Source organism: Curtobacterium sp. L3-7, assembly GCF_048756585.1.
GTDB lineage: Bacteria > Actinomycetota > Actinomycetes > Actinomycetales > Microbacteriaceae > Curtobacterium.
Genome location: NZ_CP151474.1, coordinates 1163136 through 1178419, shown reverse-complemented (window position 1 = coordinate 1178419; position 15284 = coordinate 1163136). Strand labels below are relative to the sequence as shown.

The 15284-nt window shown below is 71.0% G+C and carries 14 protein-coding genes; 3 read left to right on the top strand and 11 right to left on the bottom strand.

Annotated features, from left to right (window positions below; genetic code table 11):
- Positions 1-15: 15 nt before the first annotated feature.
- From AAEP80_RS05950 to dnaK, 10 genes are all read right to left on the bottom strand, one after another.
- Complete coding sequence (locus AAEP80_RS05950; protein ID WP_420366329.1) at positions 16-1254, bottom strand: lipopolysaccharide biosynthesis protein; 1239 nt, start codon at positions 1252-1254, stop codon at positions 16-18.
- Positions 1255-1293: 39 nt separating this feature from the next.
- Positions 1294-2511 (bottom strand): glycosyltransferase family protein, encoded by a 1218-nt coding sequence (locus AAEP80_RS05945; protein ID WP_420366328.1) that lies wholly within the window; start codon positions 2509-2511, stop codon positions 1294-1296.
- Positions 2512-2569: 58 nt separating this feature from the next.
- Entirely contained in the window at positions 2570-3883 is a 1314-nt protein-coding gene (locus AAEP80_RS05940; RefSeq protein ID WP_420366327.1) for a nucleotide sugar dehydrogenase, read from the bottom strand.
- Positions 3880-4875, bottom strand: a complete 996-nt coding sequence (locus tag AAEP80_RS05935; protein ID WP_420366326.1) for a Gfo/Idh/MocA family protein — start codon at positions 4873-4875, stop codon at positions 3880-3882. The genes AAEP80_RS05940 and AAEP80_RS05935 overlap by 4 nt, the downstream gene beginning before the upstream one ends.
- A complete protein-coding gene (locus AAEP80_RS05930) occupies positions 4872-5990 on the bottom strand; it encodes a DegT/DnrJ/EryC1/StrS family aminotransferase (RefSeq protein ID WP_420366325.1) in 1119 nt (372 codons plus the stop codon). The genes AAEP80_RS05935 and AAEP80_RS05930 overlap by 4 nt, the downstream gene beginning before the upstream one ends.
- Positions 5987-6598 (bottom strand): acyltransferase, encoded by a 612-nt coding sequence (locus AAEP80_RS05925; RefSeq protein ID WP_420366324.1) that lies wholly within the window; start codon positions 6596-6598, stop codon positions 5987-5989. The genes AAEP80_RS05930 and AAEP80_RS05925 overlap by 4 nt, the downstream gene beginning before the upstream one ends.
- Positions 6599-6751: 153 nt before the next feature.
- On the bottom strand, positions 6752-7162 hold the full coding sequence (locus AAEP80_RS05920; RefSeq protein ID WP_420366850.1) for a heat shock protein transcriptional repressor HspR: 411 nt from the start codon (positions 7160-7162) through the stop codon (positions 6752-6754).
- Positions 7163-7345: 183 nt separating this feature from the next.
- The gene (locus tag AAEP80_RS05915; protein WP_420366323.1) at positions 7346-8350 is read right to left on the bottom strand and encodes a DnaJ C-terminal domain-containing protein; all 1005 of its coding nucleotides are present in this window, start codon (positions 8348-8350) and stop codon (positions 7346-7348) included.
- Between the two features lie 23 nt (positions 8351-8373).
- Positions 8374-9009 carry a nucleotide exchange factor GrpE gene (locus tag AAEP80_RS05910; protein WP_420366322.1) on the bottom strand — a complete coding sequence of 212 codons (636 nt, stop codon included), beginning with the start codon at positions 9007-9009 and terminating at the stop codon, positions 8374-8376.
- A 3-nt stretch (positions 9010-9012) separates the two neighbouring features.
- Positions 9013-10872 carry a molecular chaperone DnaK gene (gene dnaK, locus AAEP80_RS05905; RefSeq protein ID WP_281266771.1) on the bottom strand — a complete coding sequence of 620 codons (1860 nt, stop codon included), beginning with the start codon at positions 10870-10872 and terminating at the stop codon, positions 9013-9015.
- Positions 10873-11065: 193 nt separating this feature from the next.
- Between dnaK and AAEP80_RS05900 the strand changes: the two genes are divergently transcribed.
- The 3 genes from AAEP80_RS05900 to AAEP80_RS05890 all read left to right on the top strand — a co-directional run bounded on the left by AAEP80_RS05900 (position 11066) and on the right by AAEP80_RS05890 (position 14081).
- Positions 11066-11488 (top strand): DUF3060 domain-containing protein, encoded by a 423-nt coding sequence (locus AAEP80_RS05900; RefSeq protein ID WP_420366321.1) that lies wholly within the window; start codon positions 11066-11068, stop codon positions 11486-11488.
- Positions 11489-11862: 374 nt separating this feature from the next.
- Positions 11863-13035: an ankyrin repeat domain-containing protein gene (locus tag AAEP80_RS05895; RefSeq protein ID WP_420366320.1), complete on the top strand. Its 1173-nt coding sequence runs from the start codon at positions 11863-11865 to the stop codon at positions 13033-13035.
- Between the two features lie 71 nt (positions 13036-13106).
- Entirely contained in the window at positions 13107-14081 is a 975-nt protein-coding gene (locus AAEP80_RS05890; RefSeq protein WP_420366319.1) for a hypothetical protein, read from the top strand.
- A gap of 15 nt (positions 14082-14096) precedes the next feature.
- On the opposite strand, the gene AAEP80_RS05885 is transcribed toward AAEP80_RS05890, so the two are convergent.
- Complete coding sequence (locus tag AAEP80_RS05885; RefSeq protein WP_420366849.1) at positions 14097-15284, bottom strand: glycoside hydrolase family 1 protein; 1188 nt, start codon at positions 15282-15284, stop codon at positions 14097-14099.

Sequence of the window (15284 nt, the reverse complement as noted above, 5' to 3'; positions counted from 1 at the left end):
ACGGGTGCGAGTCGGTCAGTCGCGGACGGACCGGGTCGCCGCGACCACCAGCCCGAGCATCACGAGGTAGGACGCGATCATCGCGGCGGAGAGCCCCGCCAGCACCACGGGCACGGGCGCACCGAGCAGCGTCGGCACGACCACCGCACCGGACGTCAGGACCAAGCGTCCGGCATCCCAGGCGAGTTGCGAGGACTGTCGACCGAGCATCCCGAGTACCTGGCTCACCGGCGACACCGCGACCTGCAGCGCGAACGCCGGCGCCAGGATGCGCGCGTACTCGCCCGACCGTGTCCAGTCCGGCCCGAACACCGCACCGAACACCGACGGCCCGGACACCATCACGACGACGGCCGCAGCAGCCCCGAGCACCAGCAGACGACCCACGACCCGCCGGAGCGGATCTCGTACCGACGCTCCGGCGCGGATCCGGCCACCGATCGCCCCGGCGACCGTCTGCGCGACGGCGTCCGCGAGCATCCCGACCGGTGAGCCGAGGACCCGCATCGTCAGGGCCACCAGTCCCGCCGCCGCACTGCCGTGCGCCGCGGCGATGAGCAGCCCCGGTGCCTGCTGCCCGACCACGTTGAGCATGGAGGACCACGGGGTGAACCAGAGGAAGCGTCGGTGCACCGACAGTGCGGCCCGGACGGAGTGCGGTGACGGGCTGGCTCGGAGCGACGCCGGACGGAGCATCCCGAGCAGTGCCGCGAGTCGCCCGGCAGCCAGTCCACCGGCGAGCCCGAGGGCTCCGGTCGAGGCCATCACGAGGTTCCACATGGTCTGCCCGACCCCCTGGCACACGTTCCGGATCGCGATCGAGCCGTGGCGCTGGCCCCGGGCGAGCACCGCGGTTGCCACCCGGTGGAGTCCGACGGCCCCGGTCGTGACCGGGATGATCCACCAGAGGTCCGCGAACGTCGGCGCCGAGAACTGCGCAGCGAGCGCTTCGCGCGCGAGCCAGGTGGCCACTGCCGTCGCACCACTGACGAACGCCGTCGAGACGATGCCGATCAGCACGAGCGCGCGCATCGTGGCGTCCTGCGCCACGGGGAGCGCGCGATCGGTCCCCATGGTCGCTCCCGCGCCGAGCACGGAAGCGATCGCGGTGACGACGGCGAGCACGCCGAAGTCCGCCGGGGCGTACAGCCGGGTCAACAGCGGCGAGACGGCGACGACCAGGCCCTGGCCGAGCAGCGTCCCGAACAGGATCGTGAGGATCGCACGCGTGGGTCGAGGTCGGGGTCGGCGCACGGTACCCGCCGTTCGTGAGGTGCGAGGGGCAGTGGGGGTTCACCTGGATACTACATTCCAGTCGGCGTCCGACGAACGGGGAAGGTACCCGTCGAACGGCGCAGCACCGCAGAGCCGTCGGTAGACCCGGAGCAGCTCGGGCGCTTCGTGGTCCCACCGGAAGCGCGCGTCGACCAGCGCACGGCCGGCGCGCCCGTGTGCGTCGAGCAGATCGGGATCGGCGGCGTACCGCTGCAGCGCCCGGACCACGGCGTCCGGATCTCCCGCGGGCACCCAGGTCACGCACTCGATGTCGTCCAGGAGTTCCCGCCAGTACGGGACGTCCGTTGCGATCACCGCGAGGCCGGCAGCCAGGTACTCGAAGAGCTTGGTGGGGATGGACGACGCGTAGGCGACGGTCGGCAGCAGGGGCAGCAGTCCGACCCGCGCGGTCTGCAGCAGGTCCCGTGCCCGTTCCGGCGGGAGCACACCGCGGTGGTCGATCCGACCGGTGCCGCAGAGGGCATCGAACGCGCGGCGATCCACCGCCCCGTCGATGGGCCCAGCCGTGCGCACTCGCCACCCCGACGGCAGCGCCGGCGACCCGGCGACACCGCTGACGACGCCGATGCCGCGGTCATGACTCAGTGCCCCGAGGTACACCGCGATCGGCGGACGTCCGGACGCATCAGCCAGGGTGGCGTCCGACGCCCGGAGCACCGGCAGGTTCTGCACGACCGTCGTGCGGGCAGCCGGGAACCGCAACGCGATGGTCGGGGTCGCGGCGACGACGGCGTCCGCTTGGGCGGCCAACCCGACGACGCCACGGGCGATCGGGACGGCGACCCTGCGGATCCGCCCGAGGTACTCCTTGCCGGCGACCTGCGCCGGCAGGTCCTCGTGCGCGTCGTACACGACGCGGCGCCGCGCGAGGCGGAGGAGCGGGACGGCCCACGCCAGCTCCGGATCGTGCAGGTGGACGACGTGTGCCCGGGACGACAACGCGACGAGCACCGCCTGGACGGTCGAGACGACCAGGCGTCTGAGCCGCCCGCGCCGCGGAATGCGTCGGACCCACACGCCGCTCCGCTCGTCTGGGCGATCCCAGTCGGCCGGAGCCCGCTCGGCGCTTCCTCCGCCGGTGTCGACCGCCACGAGCGCGGTCCGGTACCCGGCGTGTGCCGCGGTCGTGGCCGCCCGGGTGTGGATCCGGTTGTCGGTCCAGGGGTGTGCGCTCGAGACGTGGACGATGTCGAACGGGCGAGGGCGGGAGTACATGCTGCGACGCTAGGTGCCTCCGCGCGCAGATCACCAGTTCTTCACATGTCGCATTCCATCATGGGCGGTGCGCGGGCCGAACCGGAGGAGCGCCGATCGACCCGACCGTCGTCGACGGCCAGCGCGCCGTGTCGATGACCCGCCGCCCGTCCAGCAGCGTGCGCACGCCGGGGAACGAGTCCTCGCCGAGCGTCGCGTACTCCGCGTGGTCCGCCTGCACGATCGCCGCCTCAACCGGCGCGCCCGCGCGGTGCGGGACCAGCCCGAGGCCGACCAGCTCGGCGTCCGTGTACAGCGGGTCGGACACGGACGCGAGGGCACCCCGCGCGCGCAGGGCCGCGACCGTGCCGAACACCCCCGAGAAGGCCGTCTCCTGCACACCCCCGCGGTACGACGCCCCCAGCACGACCACCCGTTCACCGGCGAGGTCACCGTGCAACCGTTCCAGCACCGCGACGGCGTGCTCGGGCATCGCCGCGTTGCGCCGACGAGCGGTCGACACCACCGAGGCATCCGGGTCGTTCCAGAGGTAGAGCTGCGGGTACACCGGGATGCAGTGCCCACCGACCGCGATGCCGGGTCGGTGCAGATGGCTGTACGGCTGCGAGTTGCACGCGTCGATCACGACGTCGACGTCGATGCCGTTCCGTCCCGCGAACACCGCGAACTCGTTCGCCAGGGCGATGTTGACGTCGCGGTACGTGGTCTCCGCGAGCTTGGCGAGCTCGGCCGCCTCTGCGGTCCCGAGGTCCCAGACGCCGTTCGGACGCCCGAGGTCCGGCCGGTCGTCGAACTGCAGCACGCGCTCGTAGAACGCCCGAGCCCGGTCCGCGCCGCGCGCCGACAGCCCGCCGACGAGTTTCGGGTACCGGCGGAGGTCTGCGAACACCCGGCCGGTCAGGACCCGTTCCGGCGAGAAGACGACGTCGAAGTCGTCCCCCTGCACCAGCCCGGACGCGGCCTCGAGGCGAGGCACCCACCGCTGACGCGTCGTGCCGACCGGCAGTGTGGTCTCGTAGGCGACGAGGGCCCCCGGCGCGAGTGCGCGGCCGACCGACTCGGTCGCCGCGTCCATCGCCCGGAAGTCCGGCTCGCCGTCCCCCGTGACGACGAGCGGGACGACCACCACCACGACCTCGGCGTCCTCGACCGCGAACGCCGGGTCACACGTCGCACGCAACGCCCCCGCCTCGACCACGGCCGTCAGGGCTTCGCCGAGACCGTGCTCGCCCGGGAACGGCTCGCGCCCCGCGTTCACGGCACCGACGACCCGCTGGTCGACGTCCAGGCCGGTCACCCGCACTCCTGAGGACGCGTACTGCACCGCCAGCGGCAGGCCGATCTTGCCGAGCCCGACCACGGCGACCCTCATGCCGCCACCTCGACGGTCGTGCGGGTCCGGGCGGACTCGAGCACCGCTTCGGCGATCCGGACGATCCCGAGCCCCTCGCGGAGCGACACGATGTCCGTCGGCTTCCCGAGCACGGCGTCACGGAACGCCTCGTGCTCGACGACGAGCGGCTCGCGCTTCTGGATCGCGAACCGCGTGCTCGGCCCCTCAGCGACACCGCGGAAGGCAGCAACCTGGTCCCACCCGGTCGTGACGGTGCCGTTCTCGTGGAAGGTCAGGTCAGCACTCACCGTGTCCGCGACGAACGTGCCGTGCTCACCGGTGACCACGACGACGCGCTCCTTGAACGGCGTCAGCCAGTTCACCAGGTGGGTCGTCAGCGTGCCGTCCTCCAGCTCGCCCGTCACCGTGACCAGGTCCTCGTGGGGACGCCCGCTCCTGCGGCACGCCAACGCGGCGAGCCGGGCGAAGGCCGACCGCGCGAGCCACGTCGTGACGTCGATGTCGTGCGTCGCGAGGTCCTTGACCACGCCCACGTCCGCGATGCGTGCCGGGAACGGGCCCTGCCGTCGCGTCGCGATCTGGTAGACCTCGCCGAGCTGCCCGTCGTCGAGCCGCCTCCGCAGCTCCTGCAGTGCGGGGTTGTAGCGCTCGACGTGACCGACAGCGCCGACGAGTCCCGCGCTCGCGAACGCGGCGACCAGTCGGGCCGCGCCGGCGGCGGACGAGGCGACCGGCTTCTCGATCAGCGCGTGCACGCCCGCTTCCGCGAGCCGGATGGCAACGGGTTCGTGGGCGGCGGTCGGCACCGCGACGACCGCGGCATCCAGCCCGAGGTCGAGCAACTGCGCCACGGAGGCGACGACCGGCGCCCCGCCAGCGGCTCCGTGCACGTCACCGAGCGCGTCGGCCGCGCCCACGAGCTCGACACCGTCGAGGTCGCGCAGGACCCTGGCGTGGTGCCGACCCATCATGCCGAGGCCGACGACGCCGACGCGCAGCGACCGCGTCACCGGGAGCCCCCGGCCGCGGCGAGCGCGTTCACGGCGGCCACGATCCGGTCGAGCTCACGGAGGGTGAGCGTCGGGTAGACCGGCAGGGCGATCACCTCTGCGGCGGCACGTTCGGTCTCGTGCAGGTCGGATCCGCACACCGCGGCGTCGGCGAACGACGGCAGACGGTGCACCGGTGTCGGGTAGTAGACCCCCGCACCGATCCCGTACTCGTCGCGGAGCGCGTCCACGAAGCCGTCGCGGTCGTCCGGCACCCGGACGACGTACTGGTGGAACACGTGCTCCGCCTCGGCGTGCACGATCGGCGTGACGACGCCGCGGAGTTCTCCGTCGAGGTACGCCGCGTTCGCCTGCCGCTGCGCGGTCCAGGCGCGCACCTTGCGCGCCTGCACCCTGCCGATCGCTGCGTGTAGGTCGGACATCCGTGCGTTGAACCCGACGATCTCGTTCGCGTACCGCTCGGCCATCCCCTGGTTGCGGAGCAGCCGGAGCACGCGCTCCGACGACGGTGACGCGGTCGCGACCATGCCGCCTTCCGCCGCCGTCATGTTCTTGGTCGGGTAGAGGCTGAACGCCCCGGTATCCCCGAAAGTCCCGACACGCCGGCCGACCCACCGTGCGCCGTGCGCCTGCGCGGCGTCCTCGACCACCAGCAGGTCGTGCTCCCTGGCGACGGCGACGATCGCCGTCATGTCAGCGGGGTGGCCGTAGAGGTGGACGGGGACGATCGCCCGCGTCCGCGCGGTCACCGCACGCTGCATCGCCGTCGGCGCGATGCAGAACGAGTCCGGATCGACGTCCACGAAGACGGGTGTCGCGCCGACGAGCCGGACCGCGTTGGCCGTGGCCGCGAACGTGAACGACGGCACGAGGACCTCGTCCCCCCGTCCGACGCCGAGCGCGATGAGGCCCAGGTGCAGTGCAGCAGTGCCGCTGTTCACCGCGACCACCGGCCGACCGTCGAGGAGCGTGGCGCTGAACTCCCGCTCGAACGCCGCGACCTCGGGGCCCTGGGTCAGATGACCGCTCGCGAGGACGGCGTCGACGGCACGGCGCTCCTCGACGCCGATGAGCGGACGTGCGGCCGGGATCACGTCGACCGTCTCGACGCTCATCGCAGCAGTCCGACCACGTCACCGTCGACCGTGTACCGCTCGCCGGTTCGCGGGCACACCAGGGCGTCTGTGCCCTCGACCAACCGGACGCCGCTGCGGCCGACCCAACCGATCCGACGCGCGGGCACCCCTGCGACCAGTGCGTGGTCCGGGACGTCCCTCGTGACCACGGCGCCGGCTGCGACCATCGCCCATCGCCCGATCCGGACCGGGGCGACGCACACCGCCCCCGCGCCGATCGACGCACCGTCGTCGATCACGACCGCGGACGCCTGCCAGTCCTCTCCCGACTTGACCGAGCCGTCGGGGAGGACCGCTCGCGGCACCGTGTCGTTCGTCAACACCACGCCGGGTCCGACGAACACCCCGTCGCCGAGGGCCGCAGGACCGTAGACCAGTGCTGCGTTCTGGATCTTGCACCTGCTGCCGACGCGGACGCCGCGGCCGATCGTGACTCCCCGACCGACGATGGTATCCGCGCCGACGACCGCCTTGGCCTCGACGTGGCTGCCGTCCCAGACCCGGACGTCCGGGCCGAGCGACGCGGTCGGCGCGATCTCTGCGGCTCGCGCCACCGTCGCACGCTGTCCCGGTTCGTGTTCGCCCATGTGTGTACCCCGCTCCCCGACGACACCGTGCCGTCGAGGGAAGCGTATCGAGATTGGGTACTGCAGTACCAGATATGTGTATTTTACATACAGCCTGCCTCGGACAGCGCAGCAGCCCGGGGCGTTCGTCGAGGTCAGACGCGCGGATCCCCGTCAGCGCGGACCGCGGTAGAGCACGATTTGGGTGTTGCGCTGCGGCCGTGCACCGGCGCGCAGGGAGACCGCGGCTCCCGTCGTGGTGGCCGCGAACACCCGGGCGCCCGGCCTGTTGATGAGCTGGTCGGCCAGGGCCGTCTCGAGCTCACGCACCCGGTCACGCAGTTCCTTGTTCTCGTTCTCGAGCTCGAGCACCCGCCGGATCCCCTCCAGCGACACCCCCTCGGAACCGAGTCGCGCGATCTCGCGCAGCTGCGCGATGTCGCGCATCGAGTACCGGCGGGACCCGCCTCGGGTCCGCCCCGGCACGACCAGGCCGAGTCGGTCGTACTGCCGCAGCGTCTGCGGGTGCATCTCCGCCAGTTCCGCCGCGACCGCGATCGCGAAGACGGGCGAGTCCTCGTCCATGTCGGTCATCGAGTGCTCCTTCCGTCGTCCGCGTGGTCTGGAGACAGCCTGAAGGCTCGGCGAGCGTCCGTCAGGAAGCCGCGCCGAGCCTCTCCCCACCGGCACGGCCGGCCCGCCGCTTCGCGACGGGCCGGTACCGGCGGCGTGGGCCCAGGCTGGGTCTCGTGCATTTCCGGCGGGCAGCTAGCTGCGCGCCTTGGCGAGGAGGTCCTCGCGGGGGTCCTCGTCCGGCAGGGCAGCCGCGAGTGCCTCGACGGCTTCCTTCGCCTTGTCCGACAGGTGCGACGGCACCGCCACCTGGACGGTGGCGAGCAGGTCACCCGTCCCGTTCTTGGTCGCGACGCCTCGCCCCTTGACGCGCAGGACACGACCGGAGGGTGTGCCTGGTGCGACCCGGAGCTTGACGGGGTCGCCGCCGAGGGTGGGCACCTGGATGGTCGCGCCGAGCGCTGCCTCCACGAACGTCACGGGGACGTCCAGGCGCAGGTTCTGCCCGTCGCGCTCGAACACCGGGTGCTTGCGGACGTGCACGGTCACCACCAGGTCACCGGACTCGCCGCCGTCGGGCGAGGGTTCACCGCGGCCGCGGAGCCGGATCTTCTGGCCGTCCGCGACCCCAGCTGGGATCCGGACGTTGACCGGACGGCCGTTGCCCTGCGACAGCTTGACGGTGTCGCCGGCGATGGCCGTCGTGAAGTCGAGGGTCGTCGTCGCGGTGACGTCGCGCCCCTTCGTCGGACCACCGAAGCCGCGGTAGCCGCCGGAGGGCTGGCCGAAGCCACCCCCGGCACCGCCGCCGAACATGCCGCCGAGGATGTCCTCGAAGCCGCCACCGCCGCCCTGGCCGAAGCGGACACGCTGTCCGCCACCGCCCTGCTGTCCGAACATGCCTCCGAAGACGTCCTCGAAGCCGCCACTCTGGCCTCCGCCGCCCGCCGTGAAGCGAGCGCCGGAGCCCATGGCGCGGACCTGGTCGTACTCGGCACGCTGCTCCTTGTCGGAGAGCACCGAGTACGCCTCGCTGATCTCCTTGAAGCGGTTCTCGGCCGCGGTGTCACCCGGGTTGGAGTCCGGGTGGAACTGCCGCGCGAGCTTCCGGTAGGTCTTCTTCAATTCGGCTTCGGACGCGTCCTTGGACACGCCGAGGACCTTGTAGAAGTCCTTGTCGAACCAGTCCTGACTGGCCACGGATACCTACCTTCCTGCCCGGATCAGGCCGGGACCGCCACCGCGACCTTGGCCGCACGGAGGACCCGCTCACCGAGCTTGTAGCCCGGCTCGACGACGTCCGCCACGGTCTGGCCGGTGGCGCCCGGTGTCGGGAGCTGCACGATCGCCTCGTGGATGTTCGGGTCGAAGGCTTCGCCCTTCTCACCGATCTGCTCCAGCTTGAACTTGCCGAAGCCGCCACGGATCTTCTGTGCGATGACCAGCATCGGACCGTCGGCGAGGTCGCCGTGCGCCTCGGCGCGGGTCAGGTCGTCGAGCGCCGGCAGGAGTGCGCGCACCACCTCGGCGATCGCGACCTCTCGGTTGGCCTCTCGGTCGCGCTCGACGCGCTTCCGGAAGTTCACGAGCTCGGCCTGCGCACGGAGCATGTCCGCCCGCATCTCGGCGACGAGGTCGCGGTCGGCCGTGGACAGCTTGTCCTCGGCCATGCCGCGGGCCGCGTCGGCGAGCAGCGCCTCGTCCTCGGGGCTGAGGTCGTTGGCCGCGTCGGTCGACACCTCGACATCGGGGCCTTCGGCCTCGATCAGGTCCTCTGGTTCCGCCGCGTTCGTGGCGTCGCCCTCGACCTGGGGCTCCTCGTTGTTCTCGACGTTGTCGTCGTTCGTGGAGTCCGTCATCGGCTACTTCTTGTCGTTCTCGTCGTCGTCCACGACCTCGGCGTCGACGATGTCCTCGTCGTCGGCCGGCTGCTCGTCCGTGGGCTGGTCGCCACCGGCGGCCGCGCCCGCGTCCTGCTGCGCGTAGATCGCCTGGCCGAGCTTGCCCTGCGACTCGTTGAGCTTGTCGAAGGCGGTCTTGACGGCGTCGTCGTCCTCACCAGCAAGGGCGGACTTCAGGGCGTCGACGTCGGCCTGCACCTCGGACTTGACGTCGGCGGGCAGCTTCTCGTCGTTCTCCTTGATGAGCTTCTCGATCGAGTAGACGAGCTGCTCGGCCTGGTTGCGACGCTCGTTGGCCTCGCGACGGGCCTTGTCCTCGGCCGCGTGCTCCTCGGCTTCGCGGACCATGCGCTCGATGTCCTCCTTCGGCAGCGAGGAGCCGCCGGAGATGACCATCGACTGCTCCTTGCCGGTGCCCTTGTCCTTCGCGGACACGTGCACGATGCCGTTGGCGTCGATGTCGAAGGTGACCTCAACCTGCGGGACGCCACGGGGAGCCGGCGCGATGCCGGTGAGCTCGAACGTGCCGAGCGGCTTGTTGTCGCGGGTGAACTCGCGCTCGCCCTGGAAGACCTGGATCGCGACCGACGGCTGGTTGTCGTCAGCGGTCGTGAAGGTCTCGCTCCGCTTGGTCGGGATCGCGGTGTTGCGGTCGATGAGCTTCGTCATCAGGCCGCCCTTGGTCTCGATGCCGAGCGACAGCGGGGTGACGTCGATGAGCAGGACGTCCTTGCGCTCGCCCTTCAGCACGCCGGCCTGCAGTGCGGCGCCGACGGCGACGACCTCGTCCGGGTTGACGCCCTGGTTCGGCGACTTCCCACCGGTCAGCGACTTGACGACCTCGGCCACGGCGGGCATGCGGGTCGAGCCGCCGACGAGGACCACGTGCGCGATGTCGTTGACCGACACGCCCGCTTCCTTGATGACGTCGTTGAACGGCTTCTTGGTGCGGTCGAGCAGGTCGGAGGTCATCTGCTCGAACTGGGCGCGCGAGATGGTCTCGTCCAGGTTCAGCGGGCCGTCGGCCGTCAGCGTGAGGTACGGCAGCTGGATGCTGGCGCTCAGCTGACTCGAGAGCTCCTTCTTGGCCTGCTCTGCGGCTTCCTTGAGACGCTGCTTGGCGATCTTGTCCGTGGACAGGTCCACGCCGTGCTCGTCCTTGAACTTCTTGATCAGGTAGTCGACGATGCGCTGGTCCCAGTCGTCACCACCGAGGCGGTTGTCACCGGAGGTCGCACGGACCTGGATCGTGGAGAAGTCGTCGTCCTTGCCCACCTCGAGCAGGGAGACGTCGAACGTCCCGCCACCGAGGTCGAAGACCAGGATGAGCTCGTCTTCCTTGCCCTTGTCGAGGCCGTACGCCAGCGCGGCCGCGGTCGGCTCGTTGATGATGCGGAGGACGTTGAGCCCGGCGATCTCACCGGCGTCCTTGGTGGCCTGGCGCTCGGCGTCATTGAAGTACGCGGGCACGGTGATGACCGCGTCGGTGACGTCCTCGCCGAGGTACTGCTCGGCGTCGCGCTTGAGCTTGCCGAGGATGCGCGCCGAGATCTCCTGCGGCGTGTACTTCTTGCCGTCGATGTCCGTCGTCCAGTCGGTGCCGATGTGGCGCTTGACGCTGGCGATGGTGCGGTCGACGTTCGTGACGGCCTGGCGCTTGGCGGTCTCGCCGACCAGGACCTCGCCGTCCTTCGTGAACGCGACGATCGACGGCGTGGTGCGCATGCCCTCGGCGTTCGCGATGACCGTGGGCTCGCCGCCTTCGAGAACGGAGACGACGGAGTTGGTGGTTCCGAGGTCGATGCCTACTGCACGTCCCATGTGTTGGTGCTCCTTCTGTTGGTGCGGATGCTGCTGAAGTCTGCGGACTTGCGTCCGATGGACTCAACTCTACTCCGGACTGGATCCGAGTCAACCCAGCGAGCTGAAAGTTGCGTCCGAACGACGCAAGTTCTCCGCGATATCACCATTGCGATATTTGACATTCAACTGATATTCTGAATACATACTTGGCTTGAACCCGACATCCCGTGTCGCCACCGGTTGCATCGCCATCGCCGGCGCGGCGCTCCTGCTCTCCGGTTGCGCACAGCAGCAGCCGACGGACGACTCCGCCTCGAAGCCGTCGGCATCGGCGACCGCTTCCACGGCAACCGAGCGCGCACCGTACGACAACACCTGCGACGGTGCGCAGGTGGTCATCAGCGGGGACGGCGACGCGCACGAACTCGGGGACTGCGCCACGGTCCCCATCGTCAGTGCCGGTGCGACGGTCACCCTCGGGAAGACGAAGGCACTCGTGGTCGAGGGCAGCGGGAACCACATCACCGTCACCGGAACGGAACACGTCACGCTCCTCGGTTCCGGGAACACCGTCACGGTCACGGGGTCCACACCGGAGGTCGACGACCAGGGTCACGGCAACACCGTCCACTGAGCCGACCCCGCCCGCAGCCCCCCCCTCGCCCGAAGGAACGACATGGACCTCCCCGACCTCCTCAGCGCCCTTCATCGGGACGCGATGGACCGTCACGCCGTCCCGTCGCTCGACGTGGCCGAACCGCTGCTTCCAGCCCGGGAACACCCGGCCGCCCGGGTGGTTGGGGAACGCCGTGAGGACGGTGACGTCGTGCCCGCGGGCGTGCAGACCGATCGCGACCGAGTGGACGATCATGCCGACGTTCTCCGGCGGGTAGTACGGCGAGACGATGAGGGTCCGGAGTCGGCGATCGGCATGCACGTTGCAATATTAACATTTGAAATACATTCACACGAGGAGTCCACCGGTCGATTCCGGCTAGTCTCGACCCCGTGCGATGGAGTCGAGTGAACTGGCCGTCAGTGGGCTACGTGTCGCTCGAGGACTTCGAGGGCAAGACCGACCACCTCGCCCGGCTGGTGCAGGACGCACCTCCGCCGGTCGCCGCCCTCGCCACGGTCCGGTGGACCGACTCCCGCATCGCCAGGTGGACGGTCGAGGACGGCCACCGGCACCAGGCGCCCGCGGACGACGACACCGCATCCCTGCCCGATCACGGCGAACCGGACCCCGTGGTCCTGCACGCGGACGTGCTGGTCCGCAACGACGAGGTGCTGGACACGCCAGAGGGACTCTGGCGCCGCTGGAACCACGCCCGCGTCCGCGTCCGCTTCGACGACGCCGTGATCGAGCCGCCGCTCCTCGACGCAGCGACCCTCCTCGCCGGTGACGCGCACGTCATCCGCGGTGAGATCGAGCACGCGGGTCGGGACGCCTGGGAGCTCCGGCTCCTCGTCTCCCCCATCGGCGAGGTCGCGATCCGCTTCACGGACGCCACGATCGAGGTGCGCAGCGTCAACGAAGCGGACTTCACCGTCCTCGATTCGCGTCCGGCACGCGGCTGGCACGGTCCGGTGCCGGACGGCTGGGTGGAGTGGGCGGACGAGGTGGTCCGCGCCGCAGCGTACGGCGACCTGGGCGGCCTGCACCTCGCCGACGACGCCAGCGACGTCGACGACCTGGACCCGCGGTGGGGCTTCGCCCCGCTGCACGCCGCGGCCTGGTTCGACCGGCCGGAGATGCTCGAGGAGCTCATCGGTCGCGGGGCCTCCCTCGAACTGCACGACGTCGAGGGCCGCACGCCGCTGACGCTGGCCATCGACCGCGACGCGCGCCGTGCCGTCGCGGTCCTCGTCACTGCCGGCGCCGACCTGGAGGCCCGGGACACCGACGGCAACACGCCGATCGTCCGCGCGGCTTGGGGTGGCCACGCGGCGATCGTGCGCGCCCTCGCCGAGGCGGGTGCGGACGCTGGTGTCCGCGGGTCGCGCGGTGCGACGCCACTCATCGCCGCGGTCGACTCCGGGGACGTCGACACGGTGCGTGCCGCGCTCGACCTCGACGTGGACCGGGACGCCAGGGACGACGAGGGCTCGACCGCCGCGGCCCGCGCGGACCTGCTCCGTGATCCGACCGTGGCCCAGGTCCTCGCGGGCGACGCCTGATCACACCGGCTTGTCGATATTCCTGTTCTGGATGCAGAACATCGGCTACTGTCCAGCACATGGGTTCCTCGATGACGCGACCACGCCTCCTGACCGTCCTCGCCACCACGCTCGTCGTGGCAGCCGCCGGCGGACTCACCGCCGCGACCCCGGCATCTGCGGCGGCGGGCATCCCGAACGTCGCCGGCGGCTCGGTCCTGGCCGGCCCGTTCGCCTACCCGCCGTTCGACAAGAAGCTGACCGCCACCGCGACGACCCTCACCGCCACCGCCACGCCCGACTGCCAAGAGGCGGTCCGATGCGAAGTCTCCGCTGCCGGCGCGACGGTGAGCAGCGGAGGACTCCGCCCGCTCTCGGTCGGCACCCAGCCCTGGCCGTCGTGGGTGCAGCCCGGCGAGGTCGTCACGGTGGTCTTCACCACGATCGCGCACGGCCGGAACGGCGGCCGGGACGAGGCGCGCGGCGGCGGCGACCCCTGGGTGGCACGGCCCGGCCCGACCCGGACGAAGCTGATCGCCGAGATCCGATCGGTCGACCCCGTCGCGAGGTCCGCGGTGATCGCCGGCACGGCGACGAAGGGTGCCCGCGTGTCGATCGGCGGTCAGGGCACGGTCGTCGACACGAACACCGGCACGTGGTCGATCACGGTCACCGGACTATCCTTCGGCACGAATCCGCTCGTCGCGATCCAGGAGATCAACGGCGCCGAGTACGACCGGGTGCCCCTGTCCGTCGTCATCGACCCGCCGGCGCTCGACCCGGTGACGGTGACCGGTCCGGCGACCGTGCAGCCGGGTGTCGAGAACCGGTTCACCGGCACCGCGACGCCCCGAGCCACGTTCCGCGTCCTGGACGCCTCCGGCAACCCGCTCACCCCCGGGGAGCACGCCGTGTCCGGTGACGGCACGTGGGCGTTCGCCCTGACCGTCCCGGCAGGGGTGACGGAGTTCCGGTTCGCCATCGAGCAGACCGCGAACGGGCGGACCGAGACGAGCCGGCTGTTCACGATCCCGGCGGACACCAGGAGCGCGTCGGCTGCCCGGTGACGGGCAGCCGACGGGTCAGGACTGGAGCGCGTTCGCCTTCGCGACTCCGCCGTACCAGTGCGCGGACGGCTTCGGGGTGCGCTCGAACGTCACCGGGTCCCAGGACACCAGCCCGAACGTCGGCCGGAAGCCGGACGCCCACTCGTAGTTGTCCAGGAGCGACCAGTGCTGGTACCCGAGGACCTCGATGCCGTCCTCGATGCAGCGGTGGATCCCCTCCAGGGCGCCCTGCGTGTACGCCTGGCGACGGGTGTCGTCCGCGGTCGCGATGCCGTTCTCGGTGATCATCAGCGGGACGTGGCCGGAGAGCTCCCACGCGCTGCGGAGTCCGTCGGCGGAGGCCTCCGGGTAGAACTCCCAGCCGGTCAGGGTGGTCTCTTTCGTCTCGTCGACGGGGAGCGGACCCTTCGGCCCGACGAACGTGCGGGTGTACGCCTGCACGCCGAGGAAGTCGTCGCCGGCGGCGTTCTCCAGGTACCAGTCGTCGCGCGGGTACCCGTACTCGCGGAGCATCTCGTCCGCGCCGGGCTCGCCGTTCGAGCGGAACGCCTGGGTCGCGACGGTCCACCCGGACTGGAGGCCCGACACCTGTCCCAGCACCTCGCGCGACCGCTTGTGGCTGGCCAGCAGGGCGTCGGCGACTCCCAGGTCCGGGTTCGGCAGCCCGTAGGCCACCAGGTTCCTGGCGTCCTCGCCTCCGGCGAGCATCGCCGCGATGTTCGGCTCGTTGATCGTGCAGACGTAGCGGACGCCGTCCGAGACGACGGGCAGCGCGGCCTCGGTGTACCGGGCGAACAGGTCGGCGGCGTCCGGGGCACGCCAGAAGCCGTCGCGCTCGAACCACCGGGGCACGGTGAAGTGCATGAGGGTGACGATCGGCTCGATGCCGAACTCGTGGCAGGCCTCGACCATACGGCGGTAGTGGTCGATCTCGGCACGGCTGACGAACCCGCGCTCCGGTTCGATGCGCGCCCACTCGATGCTGAACCGGTAGGAGTTCAGCCCGAGGTCGGCCGCGATGCGGATGTCCTCGCGGTACCGGTGGTAGCTGTCCGCGGCGTCCCCGGAGGGCTCCACGATTGAGGTGTCCGGCTCGTGCTCGTGCACCCACCAGTTGCTGTTGACGTTGTTGCCCTCGATCTGGTGTGCAGCGGTGGCCGCGCCCCAGAGGAAGCCGTCCGGGAATGTCAGCGTGGTGATGAT

Coding starts and splice junctions, on each gene's coding strand:
- AAEP80_RS05945 (WP_420366328.1), bottom strand. CDS start 2,511: ATGTACTCCCGCCCTCGCCCGTTCGACATCGTCCACGTCTCGAGCGCA.
- AAEP80_RS05940 (WP_420366327.1), bottom strand. CDS start 3,883: ATGAGGGTCGCCGTGGTCGGGCTCGGCAAGATCGGCCTGCCGCTGGCG.
- AAEP80_RS05930 (WP_420366325.1), bottom strand. CDS start 5,990: ATGAGCGTCGAGACGGTCGACGTGATCCCGGCCGCACGTCCGCTCATC.
- AAEP80_RS05925 (WP_420366324.1), bottom strand. CDS start 6,598: ATGGGCGAACACGAACCGGGACAGCGTGCGACGGTGGCGCGAGCCGCA.
- AAEP80_RS05920 (WP_420366850.1), bottom strand. CDS start 7,162: ATGGACGAGGACTCGCCCGTCTTCGCGATCGCGGTCGCGGCGGAACTG.
- AAEP80_RS05910 (WP_420366322.1), bottom strand. CDS start 9,009: ATGACGGACTCCACGAACGACGACAACGTCGAGAACAACGAGGAGCCC.
- dnaK (WP_281266771.1), bottom strand. CDS start 10,872: ATGGGACGTGCAGTAGGCATCGACCTCGGAACCACCAACTCCGTCGTC.
- AAEP80_RS05890 (WP_420366319.1), top strand. CDS start 13,107: ATGACGCGACCACGCCTCCTGACCGTCCTCGCCACCACGCTCGTCGTG.